We start from the raw sequence: 24,529 nt of genomic DNA, 5'->3' as shown, positions 1-24,529 counted from the left end.
TCAGTTGGTGCGCGCGCCCGCCTCCATGATGGCCTTCAGGATGACCTGCTGGATGTCGGCGGGGTCGCGGACCTGGTGGCCCGAGCCGCCGGTGGCCTCGGCGATCTGCTCGATCTCGTCCTTGTCGGTGTTCGGGCCGACGGCGATGGCGATCAGCGGCACGGGCCGCTCGGCGTCGGTCAGCGACTGCAACTGCTGGACCAGACTGCTGCGGGAGATCGAGCCGGGGTCCTCGTTCACACCGTCGGTCACCACGACCACGGCGTTGAACTTGCCCTTCTTGTACGACGCCTTGGCGTCCTTGTAGGCGGCGAGCGTCGTGTCGTACAGGCCCGTCGCGCCGTCCGGCACCGGCTGGAGCGCGGCGAACGCGGCGGAGAGGCGCTCGCGCTGGGTGCCGGAGCCGGTGCGGTCGCCGAGGCGCGCGGTCGGGACCAGCTTCTTGTAGTCGCGGTCGCCGTCCAGCTTGGTGGAGAACTCCCACAGACCGATGTCGTCCTCGTCGGTGAAGGAGGTGGACAGGGCCGCCAGCATCGAGGCCTTGGTCACCTCCATCCGGGACTCGGTGCGGCCCGGCGCCGGGTTCGCCATCGAGCCGGACGCGTCCACGACCACGAGGACGCGGGCGCTCTGCACCGTGATCGTCCACATGCCGAGGGTCTGTTCCAACTGCTCGTCCGTGGCCGGTTCCGCGACGGCGTCGGCGTACGGCTGCGGTGTGCGGCCGCCGGCGCCCTCGGCCACCGACGTCACGACCGAGTCGTCCTCGTCGCGGAATCCGTACTTGCTCAGGATCCGGTGGCCCTCGGAGGTGTTGAGCAGCGTCATGAAGCGGACGGCGGCGCGGCTCTCCTCCGTGCTCAGGGAGGACTCGTCGACCAGCGTGAAGGGGTAGTTCAGCTCCGGCGAGCCGTCCTTGGGATAGAAGAGGTCGAGGGCGCCGGAGTCGCCCACCTCGGCGTTGTGCGCGAAGGCGGCCTGTTCGGAGAGGACCAGTGCCTCGTTGCGCTTCGGGTTGCCCCGCTCGGTGCCGGAGTCGTCACGGGCCACCGTGTCCATCAGCTGTCCGTCGCTGTCGGACGTGCGCTGGGAGAGGATCTTCGCCATGCCGGCGGCCTGAGTTCCGTCGTCACCCGACGTCGCCGAGGCCGCCGCGAGTCTGGTGAGCGCGAGCAGCCCCGTCGCGCTGCGGGCCGGATCGGCGGCGCCCAGACGGAGCTTGTTCTCCTGGAGCGCGGCGCCCGCCAGCTCCGTCCAGCTGTACTTCTTGTCGGGGAAGCCGAAGGACTTGGCGGCCGAGGCGACCATGCCCACGCCGATCGGTGACGTGGCCACGGTGCCCGTCGTCGACACGCTCGTGGCCTTGTCGTTCTGCTCGACCCGCTTGATCCACAGCTCCGCGTCCGGCACCCAGACCTGGAAGTCCGCCTTGGTCTTTCCGGCGCGCAGGGTGTCGGCCACCTTGTACGAGTCGTGCGCGGAGACCGCCACGTCCAGGCAGGCGCCGTCCGAGGTGAGCTCCTGGTCCCGGGCGTGCGTGGCGGCGGCGCGCAGCGCGGGGGCGATGTCGGGGGAGGCGGCCACGCTGAGATGGACCGTTTTTCCACAGGAGCCGCCCAGCTGGAGCAGGTCGCTGCGGAGCGCCACGGCCGTGCCCGCCGCGACGATGAGGACCAGCGCCGTCGCGATGGCCACCGTGCGGCCGCGCGATCGCGGGCGGTGGTCGGACGTGGCCGTCCCGTATGCGTCGGGCATGCTGCTGTGACGTCCCATGACGTTGGAGCCCCTCCCTGAGCCTTGAAGGCAGTTGCGATATAAGCGGTGAAGCAAGGAAGGGGAGCGGTTCGCCGGACTGCGGCGCCCCGTCCCCCTCGGCCTGTCGCGCGCGATCTTCGTACCTGCATTCGAGACCCTAGCGGGGCGACGTGAGGGATGAGGCGGGAATACACAACTAAGGCAGGTGTGCAGGTGGAACCAGGGTCGGTGGCCGGATCTTTTCCCGGCGAGCGGCTTTCACGGCGAATTCTGCGGGACGAGACACTGCTCGTTCTGGGGCTTTCGCTCGGTGCGAGTGGCGTGTCCGCGCTGATCAGCTTTGTCGGATCGGTCACCAAACCGGGGGGTCTGAAGGACCAGGCGGCGACCCTCAACGCCTCGGCGGCGCCCGGGCGTCCATGGCTGGATCTGGCGTGGCAATTGTTCGGGATCGCCAGTGCCCTCGTGCCCGTCGCGCTCGTCGCGCACCTCCTGCTGCGGGAGGGCGGGAGCCTGCGCACGATCGGCTTCGACCGGACCCGGCCGTGGTTCGACTCGGCGCGCGGCGCCGCGATCGCCGCCGTGATCGGCAGCTGCGGGATCGCCTTCTATCTGGCGGCCCGGGGGCTCGGGTTCAACCTCACCGTGGTGCCCGAGGCGCTGCCCGACGTGTGGTGGAAGTACCCGGTGCTGATCCTCTCGGCGGCGCAGAACGCCGTCCTGGAGGAGGTCATCGTCGTCGGCTATCTGCTGCGCAGGCTGGGCCAGTTGGGATGGACGCCCGGCACGGCGCTCGTCGCGTCGTCCGTGCTGCGCGGCTCGTACCACCTGTACCAGGGCATCGGCGGCTTCTTCGGGAACCTCGCGATGGGCGTCGTCTTCGCGTATCTGTACCGGCGGTGGGGCAGGGTCGGGCCACTGGTCGTGGCCCACACCCTGCTGGACGTCGGCGCGTTCGTCGGCTACGCGCTGCTCGCGGGGAAGGTGGACTGGCTGCCCACCGCCTGATCGCCGTCCGCCTCAGGGACGGCTGTTGAGTTCGCCGTCGATCACCGTCACCGCGGATCCCGTGAGCAGGGTGCGCGCGCCGCGCAGGGACACCTTGACCAGGCCGGTGCGGGCCGAGGCCTGGAGGCCCGTCAGATCGGAGCGGCCGAGGCGGTCGGCCCAGAACGGGGCGAGCGCGGTGTGCGCGCTGCCGGTCACCGGGTCCTCGTCGACGCCGACGTTTGGGAAGAAGCAGCGGGACACGAAGTCGTAGCCCCTGGCCGGGTCCTCCGCGGGAGCGGTGGCGATGACCCCGCGGGCGGAGTGCGCGCCGAGCGCCTTGAGGTCCGGGGCGAGACCCAGGACCGTGGCCTCGTCGGGGAGTTCGACCAGCAGGTCGCCGACCGAGGGGCCGGTGTCGCGCACGGAGAGCGGCCGGGCGCCGAGCGCCTCGGCGAGGCCTTCGGGCACCGGCTCCTCGGTGAGCGGGGCGGTCGGGAAGTCCAGGGTGAGCGAACCGTCCTCGTTCGGCGTGGCCACGAGGACCCCGCTCAGGGTGGCGAACCGGACCGCGCCCTTCGTGGTCCCCGTCGAGTGCAGTACGTGCGCCGTCGCGAGGGTCGCGTGACCGCACATGGCCACCTCGGTGGCGGGCGTGAACCAGCGCAGCGCCCAGTCCGCGTCGCCGCCCCCGGGCAGCGGGTGCGCGAAGGCCGTCTCGGCGTGGTTGACCTCCTTCGCCACGTTCTGCAGCCAGACGTCGTCGGGGAAGGCGTCGAGGAGCAGCACGCCGGCGGGGTTTCCGGCGAAGGGGCGGGAGGTGAAGGCGTCCACGATTCGAATGCGCATATCAGCGACCGTAAGGGACCTCCCCGAGCCACCGCACCTCGCCTGACCTGCGCCGACACGGCCGCTCTCGCCGACTGTTGCCAAACGAAGTCTTCCGATATATCGTTGAGGCATCGCGATCGGTCAGTGATTCAACGGTCGCGGTCGACGAAAACCCCGATCAGTTATGAAAGGACTGATTCCTATGCGTACCCACGGACACGACCACGGACATGGACACTACGGACCCGGCCGTCACGAAGGCCGGCCCGGATTCGAGGAGCGGCGGGCGTTCGGGCCCTTCGGGCCGGGCTTCGGCCCCGGACCCGGTGGCCCCTGGGGCGGTCGCGGCGGACGCGGCGGCGGCCCGCGCGGCCGGGCCCGGCGCGGCGATGTGCGCGCCTCGATCCTGGCGCTGCTCAAGGACCGCTCGATGCACGGCTACGAGATGATCCAGGAGATCGCCGAGCGCAGCGGCGGCGCGTGGAAGCCGAGCCCCGGCTCCGTCTACCCCACGCTCCAGCTGCTGGAGGACGAGGGTCTGATCGCCAGCGCCAGTGAGGGCGGCAAGAAGCTCTTCTCGCTGACCGACGCGGGCCGCACCGCCGCCGAGGAGGGCCCCGAGGCCCCCTGGGAGGAGGCCGGCCGAGGCGTCGACTGGGAGGCCATGAACGAGATCCGGCAGGCCGGCTTCGGTCTGATGGAGGCGTTCGGCCAGGTCTGGAAGACCGGCAGCAAGGGGCAGCGCGAGAAGGCCCTTGCCGTCATCAACGACGCGCGCAAGAAGCTGTACCTGATCCTCGCCGACGAGGACTGAGCCCCGTGCGGGCCCAGGCCGAGGCCGGGGACAGACAGGTGAAGAGGCGTCCCGTACGAGATGTGCGGGGCGCCTCTTCATGTGCGTAGGGAGGACCTACGTGTACGGAGGAACGCGGCGTCACGTCACCAGGCCGGCCAGCTTGCGCAGCGACTCGTTGAGCGCCGCCGTCGCCGAGTCCTTCAGCTTGCCCGCCATCAGGGAGACCGCCGCGCCCGTGAACTCGCCGTCGACGCGGACCGTCGTCGCGTCGCCGTCGGCGGTCAGGGTGTAGCGCGTGCCGACGTTCACGCCCATCGGGCCCTTGCCCCGGATCGCCAGCGTGCGGGCGTCCGCCAGGTCCTCGACGGTCCAGGTGACCTCGGCCGGGAAGCCCATCAGCTTCATGTTCTCCTCGAACTGCCCGCCCACCTCCAGGGACGTCGGCGGTCCCTTCGGGAAACTGGTGTGGGTGGCGTTCCACTCCCCGTACACGGAGAGGTCGCTGAGCGTGGCCCAGACCTTCTCGGCCGGTGCCTCGATGCGTGCTTCCGCGCTGACTTCGGCCATGCGGCCACCCCTTACGAGTAGTGAGCCATGATGCGTCGTCGCGGAACGTAGCCGGGTGGCCTCGAACATTCAATACTGATGAACCGTCAGAAATACGGGGCCCGTGCACTCAGCTCAGCAACTGGATCTCCGCCGCGTCGAACAGGTCGTACGCGCGCGGGTGCGGGCCCTCGTCGTGGCAGTGCCAGGCGTCCCAGAACAGGTCCGCGGGCAGCGCGTCGTCCGGCGCGTACACCCGGTACACGTAGAGCCTGCCGTCCGTCGCGGGCAGGGCCACGAGCCAGCACCTGCTCTCCATGACTGTGACGGACGAGCGGCGCGGGGGTCGCGGTTGCGTTCGGGGCGCACTGCGGAAGGACTCGCGCCCCTCCGGGTAGAACTCCGCGATGTCATCCGCAAGGAGGAGACGTCGCTCGCCCGTGCCCACCTTGCGTCGGACGCGAAGATGCTCCCCTCCGGGGATGCTCCGGTGCATCGCGCCTGATGGGGTGGGGTACGTGCAAAGCTCCTTCCCTTCCGGCGCCGACGCGTGCGGCCACCTCCCGCCCGATCCCGACGACGCCCCGCTCAGCGACGAGCTGGCCCTGGTCGTCGCGGGGGCCCGGCGGCGCGCGGTGCGGGACGGGGACCGGCAGGTGGACTCCGCGCATCTGCTGCACTCCCTCCTGGAGACCGACCCGGACGTGCGCGCGGCCTTTGCCGACGGCGGGCAGGTCGCCCGGCTGCTCGGCTATCTCGTGCAGCGCAGCATCGGCTACGGGCTCCAGTGGCAGGGAACGGTCGAGGACTCCGGAGCCGTGCCCGTCGTGCGCGGCGGCGTTCCCGGCTGGTCGCCCGCCGCGGCCGCCGCGATGGAGGCGGGCACCCGGCGGGCCGCGGGGCGCGGTGACGAGCGGGCGCGCGGTGTCGACGTGCTGGCCGCGCTCGCCGGGGACGGGGAGTCACGGGCCGTGGAAGTGCTCGGCCGGGTCGGAGTGGACGTCGAAGGGCTGCGGCAGCGGCTGAACTGACCAGGTATGGACGGGTATCGAGGGGTACCGGTGTCCGCGCCGTGAGACAGGGGTCATCAGGGGTGACGGTCATGACCGGCCCTGTCATGATGTGCCGATGCACGGGTCACAGGGATCTCAGGGGTCCACGGCGGCACAGGAGAGCCGGGGGTCGGCCGGGCGGGGTTTCGGTCTCGGGCTCGCCCTGGTCTCCGCGCTCGCCTTCGGCGGTTCGGGAGTCGCGGCCAAGCCGCTGATCGAGGCGGGGCTCGACTCGCTGCACGTGGTGTGGCTGCGGGTCGCCGGAGCCGCGCTCGTCATGCTGCCGGTCGCGTGGCGCAACCGCGCGCTCGTCCGGGAACGCCCGCTGCTCCTCGCCGGGTTCGGGCTGCTCGCCGTCGCCGGTGTCCAGGCCTGCTACTTCGCCGCGCTCTCCCGCATCCCCGTCGGTGTCGCCCTGCTCATCGAGTATCTGGCGCCCGCGCTGGTGCTCGGCTGGGTGCGGTTCGTCCAGCGCAAGCCCGTGACCCGGGCCGCCGCGCTGGGCGTGGTCCTCGCCGTCGGCGGCCTGGCCTGTGTCGTCGAGGTGTGGTCGGGGCTCAGCTTCGACGTGCTCGGGCTGCTGCTCGCGCTCGGCGCCGCCTGCTGCCAGGTCGGCTACTTCGTCCTGTCCGACCAGGGCAGCGACGCGGGCGAGGACGGGCGGTCCGTCCCCGATCCGCTCGGCGTGATCGCGTACGGGCTGCTGGTCGGCGCCGCGCTGCTCACCGTCATCGCCCGGCCCTGGGGCATGGACTGGTCGGTCCTCGCGGGCAGCGCCGACATGAACGGCACCGCCGTGCCCGCCTGGCTGCTGCTGTGCTGGATCGTGCTGCTCGCCACCGTCGTCGCGTACGTCACCGGCGTCGTCTCCGTGCGGCGGCTCTCGCCGCAGGTGGCCGGGGTCGTGGCCTGTCTGGAGGCGGTCATCGCGACCGTGCTCGCCTGGATCATGCTCGGGGAGCATCTGTCGGCGCCGCAGCTGTTCGGGGGCGCCGTGGTGCTGGTCGGGGCGTTCATCGCGCAGTCGTCGAAGACGGCCGCCCCGCCCGCGGCCGTCGAGCCGGAAACCGTGTTGTCCTCGTCCAAGAGCCCTGTCTAAGGTGTCGATCATGCATACGCACTGGCTCGTTCTTCCGCCGCCGACCGCCGGCTAGGGCCCCTTCCGGGCACCCCGCGGATCCGCGTACGCGCGTGATCGCCGCCGGGGCGGCTCGTCGGGCCCTGTGCGGGTGGCGGATGTTCTTCCCGGCTGGACACCGGGGGCACGGCTGCTCGCCGACGACGGTCCGTGTCCTTCGGCCCCGTGACGTCTCCGGGGCCCGCCTTCCGTGGAGAACCACGTGTCGAATGCTGTCCGGGCCGGCTCTGCCGCGCCCGCTGTTTCCGCGCTGCCCGCCTCCGGCCGACTGCCGGTCGCCCGCGGCCTCGTCCATCTGATCGTCGCCGGACTCGCCTGGGGCACCGCGGGCGCCGCCGCCTCGCTGCTGTTCCGGGTGAGCGATCTGGGAGTCGGCGCCCTGTCGTTCTGGCGGTGCGCCGGAGGATTCCTGCTGCTGCTCGTGGCGCGGCTGCTGCGCGGTTCCGCGCCACGCGCCGCGGTACGGGAACCGCGGGGGCGGACGGCCGTCCGGCTCGGGGTGCTCGGGCTCTCGCTCGCCGTCTTCCAGACCGCCTACTTCGCCGCCGTGGAGGCGACGGGGCTCGCGGTCGGCACCGTCGTCACGCTCGGCGCCGGGCCCGTCCTCATCGCGGCGGGCGCACGGGTCACGATGGGGGAGCGGCTCGGCGGGGGCGGGCTGCTCGCCGTCGCCGGTGCGCTCGGCGGGCTCGCCGTGCTCGTCCTGGGCGGCGGAGGCGCGACGGTCCGGCCCGCGGGCGTGCTGTGGGCGCTGGTGTCGGCGGCCGGGTACGCCGTGATGACGCTGCTCACCCGGTGGTTCGGCCGGGACGGGCGGAGCGGCGACGGGCTCGGGACGACCGCGGGGACCTTCGCCGTCGCCACGGTCCTGCTGCTGCCGTTCGGAGCGGCCGACGGGTTCGTCCCGCACACGAGTCACCTCTTCACGGTGCTCGCCCTGTTGGTGTACATGGCGTCGATCCCCACCGCGCTGGCCTACGGCCTGTACTTCGCCGGCGCCGCCGTCGTGCGCTCCGCCACCGTGTCCGTGATCATGCTGCTCGAACCGGTGAGCGCGGCGGCCATCGCCGTCACGCTGCTCGGCGAGGAGCTGACCCCGGCCACCGTGGCGGGCACGGCGCTGATGCTGGTCGCGGTGGCGGGCCTCGCCGTCGCGGAGGCCCGCTCGGTCCGCTGACGCCAGGGCGCTACGCCTCCTGACGCCGCCGCTCCTGCGCCGCGAGCGCGGCGGCGTCACGGGGATCGCCGCGTTCGGCCAGCCCCCGGGCGATCCGGTCCTGGACCTCCTCGGGCTTGTGGCCCGCGTACTTGAACTTGGCGCGGACGTCGGTCACGTCGAGCCGGAGACCCCGGATACCGGAGAGCAGGCGCCCGTACGGTGCCTCGCCGACGGCGGCGGTGGCGGACATGCCCGGCGGCTGGAAGCGGCCCACCTGACGGTTGAGCAGCGCGGCCTTCTCCTCCGGGTCGTCCACGACGTGCACGGTGCAGCGCAGTTGGACGGCGGTGTAGACGCTGGTCGGCGTGCCGTGCTCGGGCGGGGAGCCGGGCAGCGCCTGCCAGGGGCCCTGGACGAAGGCGTAGTCGTCGACGACGCTCAGCAGTACCTCGGGGTGGGCCTCCAGCGCGGGCCACATCGGGTTCGGGCGGGCCAGGTGGGCCAGGACCTCACCGTGCTCGCCGCGCCCGGCCTCGTACGCGAAGTGCATCGGCTGGACGAACGGGGGCTCGCCCGCGAGTCCGTTGACTGCGAGCTGTCCGAAGTCGTGCGCGGCCAGCCACTGCTGCCACTCGGTGTCGCCGCGCGCCGCGTCCCAGGGGTGGATCAGCATCACAGCTCCCGGAGGTAGCCCGGAACGTCGATGCCGGCGGCGAGATCGGGCGACGGGACCAGGGGGCCGTAGCCCTTCTGGAGCGGGACCACGCCCGACCAGTGCGGCAGGTCCATGTCCTCCGGTTCGTCGTTCGGGCCGCCGGTGCGCACCTTCGCCGAGACCTCCGCCAGATCGAGGCTGAGCACGGCGGTCGCGGCGAGCTCCTTGGCGTTGGCCGGACGGGAGTCGGCGGCCCGGCCGGGGACGACGTGGTCGACGAGGGCGTCGAGCGCGCGCCGCTTCTCGTCCGCGTCCGTGACCTGGTGCGCGGTGCCGTGGATGACCACCGAGCGGTAGTTGATGGAGTGGTGGAACGCCGAGCGGGCCAGGACCAGTCCGTCGACGTGCGTCACCGTCAGGCAGACCGCGAGCCCCGGGTCCTGCTGTCCGGCCATGCGCAGCGGACGCGAACCGGTCGAGCCGTGGACGTAGAGACGGTCGCCGACCCGGCCGTAGAGGGTGGGCAGCACCACCGGGGCGCCGTCGCGCACGAAGCCGAGATGGCACACGTACGCCTCGTCGAGTATCGCGTGCACAAGGGCGCGGTCGTAGGACGCGCGCTCCTTGGACCGGGTGGGGACGGTGCGGTCCGTGGGGGTGTAGGCGTCGGGCTCGGACTGCGACTGCTGCTCGGCGGCCGTGCTCATGTTGCGAACTCCATTGCACTAGTGCAAACTGTGGTTTGTGCTAGGAGAGTATCCGATCAGAGGGCGTCGCGCAGTAGAGATTTCCGCGAGCGTCGAGCAGGCGGTGGCCGACGGTGGCCTGGAGCCGGGACAACTGCTGCCGCCGATGCGGGAGTTGGCCGAGCGGCTCGGAGTGAATCCCAATACGGTCGCGGCCGCGTACCGGACCCTGCGCGAGCGTGGGGTCATCGAGACGGCCGGGCGGCGCGGCAGCCGGGTGCGCCCGAAGCCCGCTATCACCGCCCGCGAGAGCATCCGCGTGGAGGTGCCGCCAGGGGTGCGGAACGTCTCCGACGGGAATCCGGACGTCGCGCTGCTGCCGAAGCTGGCCGGGGTGTTCGCCGAAGCGGCCGCGGCCGGTGACGCCGATCCCGTCCTGTACGGCAGCGACTCGATGGAGCCCGGGCTGGTGCGGGCGGCCCGCGCGGCGTTCGACGCGGACGGGGTGCCCGAGGGGCCCATCGCCGTGACGTCCGGGTCGCTCGACGCCATCGAGCGGGTCCTCGCCGTACACCTGAAGGCCGGGGACGCGGTCGCCGTCGAGGACCCGGGGTGGGGCAGCATGCTCGACCTCGTGCCCGCGCTGGGGCTGCGGATCGTGCCGGTCGGGGTGGACGACGACGGTCCGTCGCCGGACGACGTGGAGCGGGCGCTGCGCGAGGGCGCCCGGGCCGTCGTCGTGACCTGCCGGGCGCAGAATCCGACCGGGGCCGCCGTGAGCGCCGAGCGGGCGGCGGCGCTGCGCGCGGTCTTCGCCGGGTACGAGGACGTGCTGCTCGTCGAGGACGATCACGGGCACGCCATCGTCGATCTGCCGCTGCATCCGCTGGCCGGGGTCACCCGGCGCTGGGCGTTCGTGCGCTCGGTCGCCAAGGCGTACGGGCCCGATCTGCGGCTCGCCGTCCTCACCGGTGACGCCGGCACCGTCGACCGGGTGCGCGGGCGGCAGCGGCTCGGGCCCGGCTGGGTCAGCCGGCTCACCCAGCGTGCCGTGGCCGGGCTGTGGGCGAGCGGGGCCGTCGACGCGCGGGCCGTCGCCGCGTCGTACGGGGCGCGGCGGGATGCGTTGATCGCGGGGCTCGCGGAGCGGGGGGTCGTGGCGTACGGGCGCTCCGGGATGAATGTGTGGGTGCCCGTGCCGGACGAGACCGGGGCGGTGGCTCGGTTGTTGCATGCCGGGTGGGCGGTGGCGCCGGGGGCGCGATTTCGTATCGGGGCCGGGCCGGGGGTGCGGATCACTGTTTCTCGGGTTGGGGTGGATGAGGTTGCGGGGGTTGCCGAGGTGGTGGCTGATGCGGTGCGGCCTGGGGGGTGGCGGGGGTATGCGTGAGCGGGGTTGTGGGGTGGGCGGGGTCGGTGTCGGTCGGCGGGGTTTGTGCTGGGCGGGTGGGGCCGGGGCTCGGGCCTGATGGGCGCTCGCCCCGCGCCGGGGGGCCGCCTTGCCCACCCTGCCGCCCTTGGCGGCAGATTGCCCAAGACGGCGGGCGGGGTTGGGGCGGCGGCAGATTGCCCAGGACGGCGGGGGTGGGGCTGGGGTGGCGGCTGATTGCCCAAGACGGCGGGCCGTTGCTTGAGGTGGGGCGTTTAGCATCGGGGGATGTTGAACCTGGAGCGGTTGCGGGTGCTTGATGCGTTGGCTCGGTACGGGTCGGTCAGTGGGGCCGCCGACGCCTTGCACGTCACCACCTCGGCCGTCTCGCAGCAGATGGCCAAGCTGGAGCGTGAGGCGGGGCAGCGGCTGCTCGCCAAGCACGGTCGCGGGGTGCGTCTCACGGATGCGGGGCGGCTGCTCGCCGATCACGCGGCGCGCATCCTGTCCCAGGTCGAACTGGCCCAGTCCGACCTGGAGGCGCAGCGCGGACAGGTCGTGGGGGAGCTGCGGATCTCGGCGTTCCCGACCGCCGCGCGGGGCCTGTTCCCGGGGGCCCTGGCCGCGCTGCGCGCCGACCACCCGCAACTGCGCGTGCGGTCGAAGGAGTTGGAGCCCGAGCTGGGGGTCGCCGGAGTGCTGCGCGGTGACCTCGATCTGGCCGTCGCTCTCGACTGGTACAACAAGCCGATGCCGCTTCCCGACGGGCTGGTGAGGGCGAGCATCATGGACGACCCCGCCGATGTCGCCCTGCACGTCGGCCACCCTCTCGCCGGCCGCGCCGAGGTGGGGCTGGAGGACTTCGCGGACGACGAGTGGATCACCTGGGGCGAGGGCGAGTTCTGTCACGAGTGGCTGATGTTCACGCTGCGGGCCAAGGGGATCGAGCCGCAGATCGTTCATCGCGCCGCCGAGACGCACACTCAACTAGGTCTCGTGGCGGCGGGGTTGGGGGTGTGCGTCGCGCCGCTCCTCGGACGCGACCCCGTACCGGAGGGCGTGGTGACCGTGCCGGTGCGGCAGCAGGTGCGGCGCCATGTGTACGTGGCCTGGCGGGCGGACGCCGACCGGCGGCCGTCCATCAGGGCAGCCGTCGGCGCACTGCGCAAGGCCGGTGCGGAGCTCGGCCGTATCGCTACAGCTCGGCCAGTTTCCGGAAGTCCCACGACGTGATCTTGTCCGGGGTCAGCCGGGCCCAGGCGTGCCGCCCGTCGTACACCATGGTGGGCAGCCCGAAGTTCTTCTCGGCGAACTGCTTCTCCGGAGCGTCGAGTTCGGGGCACGGTGCGCCGGTGCGCGGGGACTCGCCGACGAACTCGATGCGGCCGGACAGCTCGACACCGCGCAACTCGCCGTAGTCGTCACCCGCGTCGACCACCACGGCCACCCGCCCGTCCGCCCGCAGATCGGCCCAACGGCGGCTGCGCGCGAGGGAGTAAAGCCACAGTGAAGCGCCGTCCCACAGGAACCACAGCGGGCTGACGTGCGGGGTGCCGTCGGCCGACACCGTGGCCACCCGGCAGGTGCGCTGCTCCGCGAGGAAGGCGTCCCGCTCGTCGGGGCTCATCATGATTCTGCGGCCCCTGCGTTGGGCGACGGTCATGGCTGCTCTCCTCCACCTGTGCTGACGGTATGTCAGAAAAGCAGCATGGGGGCTCTTCCCTCCGGGCGCAATGGTGGCTACTCTCCACCAGCCCCCACGGGACCGACGACGGGCAGGGAGAATCATGCCGACACACGAGAAGCTGGTCGAACTGCTGGCCCCGGCCCACACCGTACTGCTCACCGTAGAGTGCCAGCAGGGTGTGGTCGGCACCGACAGCGCCCTGCCCGAACTGGCCGACGAGGCACGGAAGTCGGGAGCCCTCGTGCGGGTCGCGCGGCTGGTGGCCGCCGCGCACGAGAGCGGGGCGCAGGTGCTGCACGCGGTCGCGGAGCGCCGCCCCGACGGCCGCGGCGCGAACCGCAACGGCCGCCTCTTCCGCGCCGCCGAGCGCCTGCCCGTGCAGCAGCTCACCGGCAGCAGGGCCGTGCGGATCGCGCCGCCCATCGAGGTCGCCGACGAGGATCTCGTCGTGCGGCGGCTGCACGGGCTCTCCCCGATCGCGGGCACGGACGTGGACCCGCTGCTGCGCAACCTCGGCTGCCGCACCCTCGTCGTCACCGGGGTCTCCGCCAACGTAGCCATACCGAACGCCGTCTTCGACGCCGTGAACCTCGGCTACGACGTGGTCGTCCCCGGGGACGCCATCGCCGGGGTGCCCTCCGACTACACCCCGGCGATGATCCGCAACACGCTCGCCCTGGTCGCCACCGTGACGACGACGCAGGACGTGCTCGCCGCGTGGAAGCGCCGCTGACGCCTTCGACCGCGGCGGTCGCGGGCGCCCGTCAGGCGAGGGTGATCGAGTCGCCGCTGACCTTGATCTGCTTCGCGGCCAGCGGCTGGGTCGCCGGCGGGTTCTTGACGCTGCCGTCCTCGATGGAGAACTTGCTGCCGTGGCACGGGCAGTCGATGGTGCCGCCCTCGACCTTCGTCACCTTGCAGCCCTGGTGCGTGCAGGTGGCGGTGAACGCCTTGAACTCGCCCTTCTTGGGCTGCGTCACCACGACCCCCTGATCGGCGAAGATCTTGCCGCCGCCCTCCGGGATGTCCGAGGTCCTGGCGAGCGCGTCACCGCCGGCGGCCGTCGCGCTGTCCGCGGGCTGCGACCCGCCGTCGTCGCCGGAGCCGCACGCGGTCAGTGCCGCGGCGATCCCGACCGCGCCGACCGCCGCGACGACACTGCGGCGGCACGGGCCCGGAGCGGTGGGGCCGGTGGGGACGGAGGGATCGGTAGGGGCGGACTCCTGCGAAACGGTCATGCCGTCGGTTCCTTTCGATCGAGCGGGCCGGTCCGTGGGGGGTTCCCACTCCGGTACGTACGGTCGTCCCGGAATGTTCAACGCCCCGCTGATCTCCTAACTCGGCCCCGTGCTCTCCGGCGTCACCACGACCGGCCATGTCATCCCATCGGGGGAAACATCGGCACCGGGCTCAGCGCAGCGCGGCCACGAGGGCGTCGCTCGTGGAGCACCACAGCTGTCGTGCCTCGCTGAAGCCCCGCGCGAGCAGCGTCTCCACGTGCCAGCGGGTGGCGGTCGGACGGTCGCGCGGCTCACCCGGGGGCTTGGGCCTGCGCGGGTCGCCGAGCAGGGCGAAACGCTCGGCGGCCACCTCGGACAGGAGCGGATCGGCTGCCGCCGCGTGCCACCAGTCGGCCCAGTCCACGGCGCCCTCTTCCCGCGCGCGGGCCTGCCGTTCCGTGTGCAGGGTGTGCAGGGCGGCGTTGAGGCCGGGCGCCGACTCGTCCTTCATGTGGTCGGCGTTGAGGAAGACGCCGCCCGCGCGGAGCAGGCCCGCCAGATCGCCGTACAGGCGGGCCAGCGGCGCGGTGTCCAGCCAGTGCAGGGCGGTGGCGGTGACCACGGCGTCGTAGGACGTGTGGGGGAGGAGGCGCGTCCAGCCCGGGTCCGTCAGGTCCGCCACGACGAAGCTCACACGTCGTTCACCGGAGAAGTGGCCGCGCGCGATGGTCAGCAGCAGCGGATCGATGTCGACGGCGGTGACCTCGGCGTCGGGCAGCCGGCGCAGGAGCCGGTCCGTGATGCTGCCGGTGCCGCAGGCGAGGTCGAGGACGCGCGGCGTCCGGCCCGCGACCGCCTCGACCGCGTCGGTCATGACCCGGAAGCGTTCCTCCCGGTCGGGCATGTACCACTCCTGCTGGCGGTCCCAACCCGTCTGCCAGTGCTGCCAGTCGGGGAGCGGGGTGGTGCTCGTCATGGTGCGCTGTCTCCTGTCCGGGGCCTGCGGGGTGTGCGGGCGCGACGACCCGCCCCGACAGCTGATCACATCGCCCGGAGTCCGCGAACGGCCACCGGCCTGCGGCTCTCGCATCCCTGTACGTCACAATGAGCGCACGAGGCGAAGGGAACCAGGAAGCCGGTGCGAATCCGGCGCGGTCCCGCCACTGTGACCGGGAAGCGAGTCTCCCGCACGCCACTGTCCGCGCCCGCGGACGGGAAGGCGGAGGCGAGCGACGATCCGGGAGCCAGGAGACTGACCCGTCGCCGGTCCAGCAGCAGGGGCGAGGACACCCCGGAGAGGATCGATGTGCCGACGCATGCCCGGACGGAGACGACGAGGAGCCCCCAGCCCGGCAGGCGGGGAGTGCTGGCGGCCGGGGGCGCGCTGGCGCTCGCCGGCAGCGGACTGCTCACCGGCTGCGGCGGCGACACGAAGGACGGCGGCGGCACCGACCGGTTCCGCGCCGCGTTCACGTCCGGCGGCTCGCAGGAGACCCTCGACCCGCACGTCGCGCCCAACTTCGTCGACCAGGCCCGCGCGAAGGCCCTCTACGACACGCTCGGCACCTACGCCGACGACATGTCCGTGCGCCCGCGGCTCGCCGAGTCCTGGGAGAGCGACGCCTCCGGCACCCGCTGGCGCGTACGGCTGCGGGAGGCCCGCTTCCACGACGGCAAGCAGGTCACCGCCAAGGACGTCCTCTACAGCTACCGCCGCGCCGCCGACCCCGCGACCGGCTCCCCCTCGCAGGTGCTGCTCTCCGCGATCGACCTCGACGCCAGCAGGGCCGACGGCGCACGGTCCGTCGTCCTCGTGCTGAAGGCCCCCAACTTCGAGTTCCCCACCGTGTTCGCGGGCCCGGGCACCGAGATCATGCCCGCCGGGACGACCGACTTCCGCAAGCCCGTCGGCTCCGGCCCCTTCACCTACGTGTCCTTCACGCCCGGCGGGACCGCCCGCTACCGGCGCTGGGCGGACCACTGGGACGGCGCCCCGCACATCGCCGAGCTGGAGATCGTCCCCGCGAACGAGGAGTCGGCGCGGCTCAACGCCCTGCTCTCCGGCCAGGTCCACTACGGCGCCGACATGGCCGGGGCCTCCGTGGAGCGGCTGAAGAAGACCGGCTCGGTGCGGCTGCTGACCGCGAAGCGGGCCACGGCCCAGCAACTCCTGCTGCGCACGGGCCGCAAGCCCTTCGACGACCCCCGGCTGATACGGGCCGTGCAACTGGGCATCGACCGCGAGGCGTTGGTCAGGATCGCGCTCGCCGGACACGGCGAGCCGGGCAACGACCTCTTCGGGCTCGGGCTGCGCGGCTACCCCGAAGGGCTCGAACCCCGGAAGAGGGACGTCGGCGAGGCGCGCCGGCTCGTCGAGGCGGCCGGAGCCGAAGGGCTGCGCATCACCGTGGAGACCAGCTCCGTGGACGCCGCCTGGGAACCGGCCGCCGACCTCATGGCGCGGCAACTGGCCGAGGTGGGCCTGAAACTGTCGGCCAACACCCGTGCCTCCAGTACCTACTTCAGCGAGATCAGGACCAAGGGCGTCGCCGCCTTCAACACGACCTCCACCCTCCCGGTCTCCGACTTCCTCCAGCAGCGCGTGCGCGGCGGCGCCGCCCGCAACCAGACCCAGTACGCCTCGGAGAAGTTCGACGCCCTGCTCGACCGGGCCCGCACCAGTCGCGACGAAGACGACCGCCTCGCCCTGCTCACCCGCGCCCAGAAGCTCGCCCGCGACGGGTCCGGACTCCTGGTGTGGGCCTTCTCCGACGCCAACGACGCCGTCGCACGATCGGTGACCGGCCTGCGCGCGGCGCCCCCGAACTCGCACGACTGGGCCCGCTTCGACCGGGTCCGCACCGGCTGACGCCGTGCGCGCCTACGTCCTGAGGCGCTGCCTGCTCGCCCTCGCCCAGTGCCTGGTGGTGCTCGTCGCCGTGTTCGCCGTCGGCTCGCTGCTGCCCGGCGACACCGCCGACGTGCTCCGCGGCGAACTGGGCACGCCCGAGCAGGTCAGCGCCCTGCGCACACAGTTGGGCCTGGACGAACCGGCCTGGTCCCGCTTCGGACACTGGCTCGGCCGGCTGCTCACCGGCGACCTCGGGAACTCCCTGACCACGGGCGTGCCCGTCGGGGACGACATCGGCCGCCGCGTCGGCGTCACGCTGCTCCTCGGCGTACCGGCACTGCTCCTGGTCACGGTCGTCGCGCCGCTGGTCGGAACCGTCTCCGGGCTGCGCGAGGGCAGCCGTGTCGACCGCGCCCTGAACACGGCCGCGGTCGTGCTGCACGCCGTACCGGAGTTCGTGCTCGGCCTGCTGCTCGTCGCCTCCGTGTCCCTGGCCGCGGGGCTCCTGCCCGCCACCGCCGTGGGCATGGACAGAGCCGCGCTGCTCGCCCAGCCGGCCGTCCTGGTGCTCCCCGTATTCGTGCTGACGGCCCGTCACTTGTGCGATCTGGCGCGGCAGATCCGCGCCGGGGTCGCGGAGCAGCGGCACAGCGCCGTCGCCGACCATCTGCGCCTGCTCGGCCTGCGCGAACGCACCGTGGTCCTGCGCCATGTGCTGCCGAGCGCGCTCGGGCCGGCCGCGCAGCAGTACGCGCGCTGCGTGGAGGGACTGCTCGGCGGCGCGGTCGTGGTAGAGGCCGTGTTTGGGTTCAGCGGACTCGGCGACGGGTTCGTCCAGGCGGTCCAGAACCGGGACATGCCTCAAGTGCAGACGTACGCGCTGCTGTTCGCGGGCACCGCCGTCGCCGTGAACCTCGTGGGCGACCTGGTCGCCCACCGGCTCGCACCTCGCCGCGAGGTGACGGCGTGAGAGGGCGTACGGCCACGAAGCGGGCCCGTCGCCCCTGGATCGCCCTGCTCCTGCTGGGCGTACCCGTCCTGCTGGCCGTACTCGGACCGCTGGTGGCCGGGGACGCGGAGCCCCGCCCGGGCGCGCTGCCGTCCCAGCCGCCCGGCGCCGGGCATCCGCTCGGCACGGACGTGCTGGGGCGCGACGTCCTCGCGCTCGTCCTGCACGGCGGCGCGTCGGTCGTGGGCAGTGCCCTGGCCGCCCTCGCCGTCGGCACCGCGCTCGGGATTCCGCTGGGGCTGCTGGCCGCCGGTCCGCGCCGGGTCCTCGACGAGACCGTCATGCGGACCATGGACCTGCTTCTCGCCTTTCCGGGCCTGCTGGTGCTGATGACGCTCGCGGCGACGGGCCACCGCGCGTGGTTCTGGCTGGTGGCCGTCGCCGGAGCGCTCCAGGTCCCGGCCGTCGCCCGGCTGGTGCGCGGTGCGGCTCTGGCGCCCGGCTCCCGTACGGTCGTCGAGGCGCTGCGGATGCAGGGCCACGGCTGGGCGTACATCCATCTGCGGCATCTGGCGCGGGAGTTGGCCGCGCCGCTGGCCACCGACGCGGGCGGCCGGTTCTCCGTCGTGCTGTACCTGCTGGCGTCCGCCAACTTCCTCGGCCTCGGGCTGCCCGCCTCCGCGCCGGACTGGTCCGTCCTCATCGAGCGCAACAGCGACGCCCTGTTCACCCAGCCCGCCGCCGTACTGGTGCCCGCGGCGCTGCTCACCGCGCTGTGCGTCGGCGGCAACCTGCTGGTCGACCGCGTCCTCGCGCGCACGAGGAGGACCGTGTGACCGCCCCGCTGCTCCGGATACCCGGGATCTCGGCGCGGGCCGACGGCGCGCCCCGCCCGCTGCTCGACGCTGTGCGGCTGACCGTGGCACCCGGCACGGTGGTCGCCGTCGTCGGCCCCTCGGGCAGCGGCAAGACCACCCTGGGCCTGGCCGCGCTCGGCGCCGCACGGCCGGCCGTCGACCTGACGGGCCGCGTCCTCCTCGACGGCACGGACCTGCTGACGCTCACCCCGGACGCCCGCAGGGCCGCGCGGGCGGGCCGCGCCGCACACCTCCCCCAGCACCCCGAATCCGTCCTGGACCCGGTCCGCCGCGTCGGAGCGGTGCTCACCGAACTCGCCGCGCTCGGCCACACCGGCCGGGCCGCCCGCAGGACGGCTGCCGCCGACGCGCTGACCGCCGCCGGACTCGACCGGGCCACCACCCACCGCCGCTTCCCGCACCAGCTCTCCGGCGGCCAGCAGCAGCGCCTCGCGCTGGCCTCCGCGCTGGTCACCGGCGCGCGCCTGCTCGTCCTCGACGAGCCCACCAGCGGCCTCGACCCCGCCCTGGCCCAGGCCCTCGGCCGCACGGTCCGGCAGCTCGCGGACGACGGCGCGGGCATCCTGCTCCTCAGCCACGACCTGCCCCTCGTACGCCGCACGGCGGACCGGGTCACCGTCCTCGAACACGGCCGCGCCGTCGACGAGGGCCCCACCCCCGACATCCTCGGCAGCACCGGACCCGGCACCGCACGCCATCCGGCCACCCGCGCCCTGCTCACCGCCGAGCGCCGCACCGACTCCGCGCGCCGAGCGGCCGCCCCGCCGACGAGCCCGCCCTCCGCGCCGGACCGGGGCGTCGTGGCCGAGGGCGTCGTCGTACGGCGCGGAACCGGCAGCCTCCTCGCAGGCCCGGTGTCGCTGGCCCTCCCGCCCGGCAGCAGCACCGCGCTGCTCGGCCCCTCCGGCTCGGGCAAGACGACGTTCGCCCGGGTCCTCGCGGGCCTGACAGGACCGACCTCGGGGGAGGTGCGCCTCGACGGGGCGCCGCTCCCCGCACGCATCGACCGGCGCGACACGACACAGCGCCGCGCGGTGCAGTACGTGCATCAGAGCAGCCCCGACTCCTTCGAGAAGCGCCGCCCGCTCATCGGCCAACTCGCGGACACCGGGCGCCTGTTGCGCGGCCTGAGCCGAGCGGAGGCGGCGGCCGAGGTGCGGGGGACCGCCGAGCGCCTGGGCCTGGAGGCAGCCCTCCTCGACCGCGTCCCCGGACAGCTCTCCGGAGGCCAGTTGCAGCGCTGCGCGCTGGTGCGCGCCCTCGCCGCGCGACCCGCGCTGCTGGTGTGCGACGAGGTGACATCGGCCCTGGACACCGCCTCCCGCGAGCGGGTCCTCGACGCGCTGCCCCGGCTGCTCGCGCCGTCCGCGACGGCTCTGCTGTTCATCAGCCACGATCTGCCCGCGGCGCGCGTGCTGGCCGACGACGCGGTGCTGTTCGAGGCGGGACGGCTCGTGTCACGCACTTCGCTTGCCTCCATTCCCTGACAGGTCCCGGGTGGCGCACGGGCCGTCGGGCCAGGTGGGCGGCGTGTGCGGGTTCCTCTCGTCGCGCCGTCGGTGATCGGCCCGTTCGAGTTGTGAAAAGAAGACGCTCCCGAGGTCTTGCCGAACTATTACCTCGGCCCTTAAATCAAACCGCGAACTAAGTTCTCTTCTCTGGCCGTTGAACTCTTCCGGACACGGTAGGAGTGCGCTCCACCGCGCCCGTCCATCCAGACGTGCGCTCACTTGGTGAAGGCTGCTTCGGGCCGTTTCACCCTCACCCCCGCACGGAGTGACACGCATGAGACACAGATCCTTGGGGATCGCGCTCGCCACGGCGGCGGCGCTGCTGAGCTTCCCCGCCCAGGCATCCTCGGCGGCGGCCGCCGACACGCCGCTCTCCCAGGGCAAGGCCGTCACGGCCTCCTCCACCGAGAACGGCGGCACGCCCGCGGCGTATGCCGTCGACGGTGACACCGGCACCCGCTGGTCGTCCGCGGCGACCGACGCCCAGTGGCTCCAGGTCGACCTCGGGGCGTCGGCGACGCTCAGCAAGGTCGTCCTCAACTGGGAGGCCGCCTACGCGAAGGACTACAAGATCCAGGTCTCCGACAACGGGAGCACCTGGTCCGACCTGAAGTCGGTCACCGGCTCCGACGGCGGCACCGACACCCTCGACGTCTCCGGCTCCGGCCGGTACGTCCGCATGACCGGCGTCACCCGCGCCACCCAGTACGGCTACTCCCTCTGGGAGTTCCAGGTCTTCGGCAGCTCAGGGACCACCCCGCCGGCCGACGGCTGCTCGACCGCGAACGCCGCCAAGGGCCGCCCCGCGACCGCCTCCTCCACGGAGAACGGCGGCACCCCGGCCTCGGCCGCCTTCGACGGCGACACCGCCACCCGCTGGTCGTCCGCCGCCACCGACCCGCAGTGGGTCCAGGTGGACCTCGGCTCGTCGCAGAGCATCTGCAAGGTGGACCTCAACTGGGAGGCCGCGTACGCCAAGGCCTTCAAGATCCAGGCCTCCGCGGACGGGCAGACCTGGACGACCCTGAAGGACGTCACCGGCGCGACCGGCGGCACCACCTCCTACGACGTCAGCGGCACCGGCCGCTATCTGCGGATCTACGGAACCACCCGCGCCACCGGCTACGGCTACTCGCTGTGGGAGGTCGGGGTGCACACCGGCTCCGGCTCCACCACCCCGCCCGTCGAGGGCGGCGGCGACCTCGGCCCGAACGTCATCGTCGTCGACCCCAACACGGCCAATCTGCAAGGCAAGTTCGACCAGGTCTTCGCCCAGCAGGAGTCGAACCAGTTCGGCTCGCAGCGCTACCAGTTCCTGCTCAAGCCGGGCACGTACAACAACATCAACGCCCAACTCGGCTTCTACACCTCGATCTCCGGTCTCGGCCTCAACCCCGACGACACGAAGATCAACGGTGACGTCACGGTCGACGCGGGCTGGTTCAACGGCAACGCCACGCAGAACTTCTGGCGCTCCGCCGAGAACCTCTCCCTCAACCCGGTGAACGGCACCGACCGCTGGGCCGTCGCGCAGGCCGCCCCGTTCCGCCGCATGCACGTCACCGGCGGCCTCAACCTCGCGCCGAACGGCTACGGCTGGGCCTCGGGCGGCTACATCGCCGACTCCAAGATCGACGGCACGGTCGGCCCGTACTCGCAGCAGCAGTGGTACACCCGCGACAGTTCGGTGGGCGGCTGGACCAACGGCGTCTGGAACATGACGTTCAGCGGTGTGCAGGGCGCTCCGGCGACCAACTTCGACACCGGCCCGTACACCACGCTCGACAACACGCCGGTCTCCCGCGAGAAGCCGTTCCTCTATCTGGACGGCAACGACTACAAGGTGTTCGTGCCCGCCAAGCGCACCAACGCGCGCGGCGTCTCCTGGCCGGCCAACGCGGGGACCTCGCTCCCGCTGAGCCAGTTCTACGTGGTGAAGCCCGGCGCCACCGCGGCCACCATCAACCAGGCGCTCTCCCAGGGCCTGAACCTGCTGTTCACCCCGGGCGTCTACCACCTCGACCAGACCATCAACGTCAACCGCGCCAACACGGTCGTGCTCGGCCTCGGCCTCGCGACCATCGTTCCCGACAACGGCGTCGACGCCATGCACGTCGCCGACGTCGACGGCGTGAAGCTCGCCGGGTTCCTGATCGACGCGGGCTCCAAGAAGTCGGACACGCTGCTCCAGATCGGTGGGGCCGGAGCGAGCGCCGACCACGCCGCGAACCCGACCTCCATGCAGGACGTGTTCATCCGGATCGGCGGCGCGGGCCCCGGCCTCGCCACCAACTCCGTGGTCGTCAACAGCGACGACGTGATCGTCGACCACACCTGGATCTGGCGGGCCGACCACGGCGACGGCGTCGGCTGGGAGACCAACCGCGCCGACTACGGGCTCGTCGTGAACGGCGACGACGTCCTCGCCACCGGTCTGTTCGTGGAGCACTTCAACAAGTACGACGTGCTCTGGAACGGCGAACGCGGCCGCACGATCTTCTTCCAGAACGAGAAGGCGTACGACGCTCCCAACGCCGCCTCCATCACCCACGACGGCATCGTCGGCTACGCGGCCTACAAGGTCGCCGACAGCGTCAACACCCATGAGGCGTGGGGCCTGGGCAGCTACTGCAACTTCACCTCGGACCCGAGCATCGTGCAGCAGCACGGCTTCCAGGTCCCGGTGAAGTCCGGCATCAAGCTGCACGACATCCAGGTCATCTCGCTGGGCGGCAAGGGCCAGTACGCCCACGTCGTCAACAACACCGGCGCTCCGACCTCGGGCACCAGTACCGTCCCGTCCAAGATCACGTCATTCCCGTAGACGCGATCCCGACACCGTGAGACGACCGTGCGGGGCACCCCTGGTGGGGTGCCCCGCACGGGGCGTCGTCAGCGGGTTCAGGCGCGACGTCGGTTACCGGTGATCACGCGGTACAGGATCAGCAGGATCAGCGAGCCGACGATGGCCGCCACCCACGTGGACAGGTTGAAGAAGCCGTCGATGGAGTCGACCCCGAAGATGACCTTGCCGAGCCAGCCGCCCAGAAGACCACCGGCGATGCCGATGAGCATCGTGATGATGATGCCGCCCGGGTCCTTGCCCGGCAGCAGCAGCTTGGCAATCGCTCCTGCGAGCAGTCCGATGACGATCCACGCGATGATGCCCATCATTCGCCTCCAACCAGTGGTGATAAGAACTGGTTAAGCGAGTACTCCGTCGATCCGTCTTCAAACCCGATGGGCGTGCGGGCGATTATTTGCGGACCGGGCACACCCCCGGCGTGGCGACCGTGTTGTAGAGCGGGGCGGCCTGGGCCGTCACGTTGACGGTGCCGAGCTGGTTGAGGATCTCGTCGGAGAGAAGGTCCTGCTGGCCCTTGAGGGCGTCGGCGACCACGGTGTCCTTCGGGAAGACCATCTCCGCGGCGATGTTGTCCTGCACGATGCGGGCGAGGTTGTCGAGCGCGGTGAAGACCGGGTCGGCCGGGGGCTCGAGACCGGGCAGGTCGATGAGGTGGGTGGCGACCTTCGCCGCGTTCATGCAGTCCTTGATGATGATGGTGTTCTGGTTGAGCACGCTGGTGGTCCACTGCGAGATCACCACGCAGTAGAGGTCCGTCCACGCGCTCTCGCCGACCTTGGCGCGCCAGGTCTTCATGATGTCCTGCACACCCTTGATCTGGGCCTGCGAGGCATGCTCCATGTTGGTGCGGATGGCCGGGTAGACGCTGCCGGAGAACTGCTCGAAGGACGCCATGTCGAAGTGCTTGGCGGCGACGGAGGTCTTGATGAAGGCGAGTGCTCCGTCGAGGATCGCGGCGCAGGACGTCTGGAGGGCGGCCGGAAGACCGGCGGCCGGCAGGTTCTGGCGGGCGGTGGAGAGCTTGGCGGCGTACGCCTTGAGGGGCTCGATCCACGCCGTGGACGTGTCGTCGTTGTAGGCGACCATCATCAGGTCGTGCGGGTCGATGCGGTCGGCGTTCGGCAGGTTCGGGATCTTGTCCGCGAGGTAGGACGCGATCACCGAGAAGACGCCGAGCGGGGTGTGGGCGATGGACTTCGCCAGTTCGAAGGTCGGCGCGACCGGGTTGACGGACTCCTGCCCGTCCTTGGTCACGAGGGTGAACCGGCCGCCCTTGGCGTCGTTCTGGACGACGACCACCGGGGCGAGGTGCTTGACCAACTCGGCCTTGAGCGTGGCGTAGTTGGCGCGCATGCCCGCGTTCACGGCGAACATCGACTCGCGCGCCTGCGCCTGGGTGACCGTCGCGGCGGTCACGGTGTCGGCGGAACTCGGGGCGGCCGAGTAGCCGAGCACGGCCGCGGTGCCGACGCCGGTGGCGCCTCCGATAAAACCTCTGCGCGTAGCCATCTTCGTCTTCTCCATCTGGATGTCGTGAGCTGCTGATCGGGCATGGGGGGAACCTTCTGTTGGGGGGATGGGGGGATGGGGGGA

The 24,529-nt window shown here is 72.1% G+C and carries 24 protein-coding genes and 1 riboswitch; of the genes, 13 read left to right on the top strand and 11 right to left on the bottom strand.

The window, feature by feature from the left end; genetic code table 11:
* Positions 1-1,773 carry a substrate-binding domain-containing protein gene (locus K377_RS14345; RefSeq protein ID WP_111663681.1) on the bottom strand — a complete coding sequence of 591 codons (1,773 nt, stop codon included), beginning with the start codon at positions 1,771-1,773 and terminating at the stop codon, positions 1-3.
* Between the two features lie 189 nt (positions 1,774-1,962).
* Here K377_RS14345 and K377_RS14340 point away from each other — a divergent pair, with 189 nt between their 5' ends.
* A complete protein-coding gene (locus K377_RS14340) occupies positions 1,963-2,763 on the top strand; it encodes a CPBP family intramembrane glutamic endopeptidase (RefSeq protein WP_111663680.1) in 801 nt (266 codons plus the stop codon).
* A 12-nt stretch (positions 2,764-2,775) separates the two neighbouring features.
* On the opposite strand, the gene K377_RS14335 is transcribed toward K377_RS14340, so the two are convergent.
* The gene (locus tag K377_RS14335; RefSeq protein ID WP_111663679.1) at positions 2,776-3,591 is read right to left on the bottom strand and encodes a PhzF family phenazine biosynthesis protein; all 816 of its coding nucleotides are present in this window, start codon (positions 3,589-3,591) and stop codon (positions 2,776-2,778) included.
* A gap of 184 nt (positions 3,592-3,775) precedes the next feature.
* Between K377_RS14335 and K377_RS14330 the strand changes: the two genes are divergently transcribed.
* Complete coding sequence (locus tag K377_RS14330) at positions 3,776-4,387, top strand: PadR family transcriptional regulator (protein WP_111663678.1); 612 nt, start codon at positions 3,776-3,778, stop codon at positions 4,385-4,387.
* 120 nt (positions 4,388-4,507) lie between these two features.
* Here K377_RS14330 and K377_RS14325 read toward each other — a convergent pair whose 3' ends face one another.
* Both K377_RS14325 and K377_RS41350 read right to left on the bottom strand, forming a co-directional pair.
* A complete protein-coding gene (locus K377_RS14325; RefSeq protein WP_111663677.1) occupies positions 4,508-4,936 on the bottom strand; it encodes an SRPBCC family protein in 429 nt (142 codons plus the stop codon).
* A 109-nt stretch (positions 4,937-5,045) separates the two neighbouring features.
* Entirely contained in the window at positions 5,046-5,234 is a 189-nt protein-coding gene (locus tag K377_RS41350) for a hypothetical protein (RefSeq protein WP_146614723.1), read from the bottom strand.
* 199 nt (positions 5,235-5,433) lie between these two features.
* Between K377_RS41350 and K377_RS14320 the strand changes: the two genes are divergently transcribed.
* The 3 genes from K377_RS14320 to K377_RS14310 all read left to right on the top strand — a co-directional run bounded on the left by K377_RS14320 (position 5,434) and on the right by K377_RS14310 (position 8,282).
* Complete coding sequence (locus K377_RS14320; RefSeq protein ID WP_258395037.1) at positions 5,434-5,946, top strand: Clp protease N-terminal domain-containing protein; 513 nt, start codon at positions 5,434-5,436, stop codon at positions 5,944-5,946.
* 97 nt (positions 5,947-6,043) lie between these two features.
* Positions 6,044-7,066, top strand: a complete 1,023-nt coding sequence (locus K377_RS14315; RefSeq protein ID WP_111663675.1) for a DMT family transporter — start codon at positions 6,044-6,046, stop codon at positions 7,064-7,066.
* A gap of 289 nt (positions 7,067-7,355) precedes the next feature.
* Positions 7,356-8,282, top strand: coding sequence for an EamA family transporter (locus K377_RS14310; RefSeq protein WP_111663742.1), 927 nt, complete (start codon positions 7,356-7,358; stop codon positions 8,280-8,282).
* 10 nt (positions 8,283-8,292) lie between these two features.
* Here K377_RS14310 and K377_RS14305 read toward each other — a convergent pair whose 3' ends face one another.
* Both K377_RS14305 and K377_RS14300 read right to left on the bottom strand, forming a co-directional pair.
* Positions 8,293-8,937: an FMN-binding negative transcriptional regulator gene (locus K377_RS14305; RefSeq protein ID WP_111663674.1), complete on the bottom strand. Its 645-nt coding sequence runs from the start codon at positions 8,935-8,937 to the stop codon at positions 8,293-8,295.
* Positions 8,937-9,626, bottom strand: coding sequence for a pyridoxamine 5'-phosphate oxidase family protein (locus K377_RS14300; protein WP_111663673.1), 690 nt, complete (start codon positions 9,624-9,626; stop codon positions 8,937-8,939). The genes K377_RS14305 and K377_RS14300 overlap by 1 nt, the downstream gene beginning before the upstream one ends.
* 37 nt (positions 9,627-9,663) lie before the next feature.
* On the opposite strand from K377_RS14300, the gene K377_RS14295 reads away from it, so the two are divergent.
* The gene (locus tag K377_RS14295) at positions 9,664-10,995 is read left to right on the top strand and encodes an aminotransferase class I/II-fold pyridoxal phosphate-dependent enzyme (RefSeq protein WP_111663672.1); all 1,332 of its coding nucleotides are present in this window, start codon (positions 9,664-9,666) and stop codon (positions 10,993-10,995) included.
* Positions 10,996-11,262: 267 nt separating this feature from the next.
* A complete protein-coding gene (locus K377_RS14290; RefSeq protein WP_111663671.1) occupies positions 11,263-12,207 on the top strand; it encodes a LysR family transcriptional regulator in 945 nt (314 codons plus the stop codon).
* Here K377_RS14290 and K377_RS14285 read toward each other — a convergent pair.
* Complete coding sequence (locus tag K377_RS14285; RefSeq protein ID WP_111663670.1) at positions 12,170-12,637, bottom strand: pyridoxamine 5'-phosphate oxidase family protein; 468 nt, start codon at positions 12,635-12,637, stop codon at positions 12,170-12,172. The genes K377_RS14290 and K377_RS14285 overlap by 38 nt on opposite strands.
* 124 nt (positions 12,638-12,761) lie before the next feature.
* Between K377_RS14285 and K377_RS14280 the strand changes: the two genes are divergently transcribed.
* Positions 12,762-13,394, top strand: coding sequence for a cysteine hydrolase (locus K377_RS14280; RefSeq protein WP_111663669.1), 633 nt, complete (start codon positions 12,762-12,764; stop codon positions 13,392-13,394).
* A gap of 31 nt (positions 13,395-13,425) precedes the next feature.
* Here the strand turns inward: K377_RS14280 and K377_RS14275 are convergent, their stop codons facing one another.
* Both K377_RS14275 and K377_RS14270 read right to left on the bottom strand, forming a co-directional pair.
* Positions 13,426-13,899, bottom strand: coding sequence for a Rieske (2Fe-2S) protein (locus K377_RS14275; protein WP_111663668.1), 474 nt, complete (start codon positions 13,897-13,899; stop codon positions 13,426-13,428).
* A gap of 172 nt (positions 13,900-14,071) precedes the next feature.
* The gene (locus K377_RS14270; RefSeq protein ID WP_111663667.1) at positions 14,072-14,857 is read right to left on the bottom strand and encodes a trans-aconitate 2-methyltransferase; all 786 of its coding nucleotides are present in this window, start codon (positions 14,855-14,857) and stop codon (positions 14,072-14,074) included.
* Between the two features lie 149 nt (positions 14,858-15,006).
* Positions 15,007-15,136, top strand: a riboswitch (cobalamin riboswitch).
* Between the two features lie 51 nt (positions 15,137-15,187).
* Between K377_RS14270 and K377_RS14265 the strand changes: the two genes are divergently transcribed.
* The 5 genes from K377_RS14265 (at position 15,188) to K377_RS14245 (ending at position 22,894) form a co-directional block, all read left to right on the top strand.
* Positions 15,188-16,750, top strand: coding sequence for an ABC transporter substrate-binding protein (locus tag K377_RS14265; protein WP_258395036.1), 1,563 nt, complete (start codon positions 15,188-15,190; stop codon positions 16,748-16,750).
* Between the two features lie 4 nt (positions 16,751-16,754).
* Positions 16,755-17,702 carry an ABC transporter permease gene (locus K377_RS14260; RefSeq protein ID WP_111663665.1) on the top strand — a complete coding sequence of 316 codons (948 nt, stop codon included), beginning with the start codon at positions 16,755-16,757 and terminating at the stop codon, positions 17,700-17,702.
* Positions 17,699-18,517, top strand: coding sequence for an ABC transporter permease (locus tag K377_RS14255; RefSeq protein ID WP_111663664.1), 819 nt, complete (start codon positions 17,699-17,701; stop codon positions 18,515-18,517). The genes K377_RS14260 and K377_RS14255 overlap by 4 nt, the downstream gene beginning before the upstream one ends.
* On the top strand, positions 18,514-20,046 hold the full coding sequence (locus K377_RS14250; protein WP_111663663.1) for an ABC transporter ATP-binding protein: 1,533 nt from the start codon (positions 18,514-18,516) through the stop codon (positions 20,044-20,046). The genes K377_RS14255 and K377_RS14250 overlap by 4 nt, the downstream gene beginning before the upstream one ends.
* Positions 20,047-20,344: 298 nt before the next feature.
* Positions 20,345-22,894 carry a discoidin domain-containing protein gene (locus tag K377_RS14245; protein ID WP_111663662.1) on the top strand — a complete coding sequence of 850 codons (2,550 nt, stop codon included), beginning with the start codon at positions 20,345-20,347 and terminating at the stop codon, positions 22,892-22,894.
* Between the two features lie 77 nt (positions 22,895-22,971).
* On the opposite strand, the gene K377_RS14240 is transcribed toward K377_RS14245, so the two are convergent.
* Both K377_RS14240 and K377_RS14235 read right to left on the bottom strand, forming a co-directional pair.
* On the bottom strand, positions 22,972-23,241 hold the full coding sequence (locus tag K377_RS14240; protein ID WP_111663741.1) for a GlsB/YeaQ/YmgE family stress response membrane protein: 270 nt from the start codon (positions 23,239-23,241) through the stop codon (positions 22,972-22,974).
* An 85-nt stretch (positions 23,242-23,326) separates the two neighbouring features.
* A complete protein-coding gene (locus tag K377_RS14235; protein WP_237551975.1) occupies positions 23,327-24,445 on the bottom strand; it encodes a hypothetical protein in 1,119 nt (372 codons plus the stop codon).
* Positions 24,446-24,529: the final 84 nt, after the last annotated feature.

The sequence above is a fragment of the Streptomyces sp. PsTaAH-137 genome, assembly GCF_003259365.1.
Classification (GTDB): Bacteria; Actinomycetota; Actinomycetes; order Streptomycetales; family Streptomycetaceae; genus Streptomyces.
The sequence above is the reverse complement of the archived record's forward strand: the minus strand, read 5'-3'. Positions and strand labels throughout refer to the sequence as shown.

Coding starts and splice junctions, on each gene's coding strand:
- K377_RS14345 (WP_111663681.1), bottom strand. CDS start 1,773: ATGGGACGTCACAGCAGCATGCCCGACGCATACGGGACGGCCACGTCC.
- K377_RS14335 (WP_111663679.1), bottom strand. CDS start 3,591: ATGCGCATTCGAATCGTGGACGCCTTCACCTCCCGCCCCTTCGCCGGA.
- K377_RS14330 (WP_111663678.1), top strand. CDS start 3,776: ATGCGTACCCACGGACACGACCACGGACATGGACACTACGGACCCGGC.
- K377_RS14325 (WP_111663677.1), bottom strand. CDS start 4,936: ATGGCCGAAGTCAGCGCGGAAGCACGCATCGAGGCACCGGCCGAGAAG.
- K377_RS41350 (WP_146614723.1), bottom strand. CDS start 5,234: ATGGAGAGCAGGTGCTGGCTCGTGGCCCTGCCCGCGACGGACGGCAGG.
- K377_RS14315 (WP_111663675.1), top strand. CDS start 6,044: ATGCACGGGTCACAGGGATCTCAGGGGTCCACGGCGGCACAGGAGAGC.
- K377_RS14305 (WP_111663674.1), bottom strand. CDS start 8,937: ATGCTGATCCACCCCTGGGACGCGGCGCGCGGCGACACCGAGTGGCAG.
- K377_RS14300 (WP_111663673.1), bottom strand. CDS start 9,626: ATGAGCACGGCCGCCGAGCAGCAGTCGCAGTCCGAGCCCGACGCCTAC.
- K377_RS14290 (WP_111663671.1), top strand. CDS start 11,263: ATGTTGAACCTGGAGCGGTTGCGGGTGCTTGATGCGTTGGCTCGGTAC.
- K377_RS14285 (WP_111663670.1), bottom strand. CDS start 12,637: ATGACCGTCGCCCAACGCAGGGGCCGCAGAATCATGATGAGCCCCGAC.
- K377_RS14280 (WP_111663669.1), top strand. CDS start 12,762: ATGCCGACACACGAGAAGCTGGTCGAACTGCTGGCCCCGGCCCACACC.
- K377_RS14275 (WP_111663668.1), bottom strand. CDS start 13,899: ATGACCGTTTCGCAGGAGTCCGCCCCTACCGATCCCTCCGTCCCCACC.
- K377_RS14270 (WP_111663667.1), bottom strand. CDS start 14,857: ATGACGAGCACCACCCCGCTCCCCGACTGGCAGCACTGGCAGACGGGT.
- K377_RS14245 (WP_111663662.1), top strand. CDS start 20,345: ATGAGACACAGATCCTTGGGGATCGCGCTCGCCACGGCGGCGGCGCTG.
- K377_RS14240 (WP_111663741.1), bottom strand. CDS start 23,241: ATGGGCATCATCGCGTGGATCGTCATCGGACTGCTCGCAGGAGCGATT.
- K377_RS14235 (WP_237551975.1), bottom strand. CDS start 24,445: ATGGCTACGCGCAGAGGTTTTATCGGAGGCGCCACCGGCGTCGGCACC.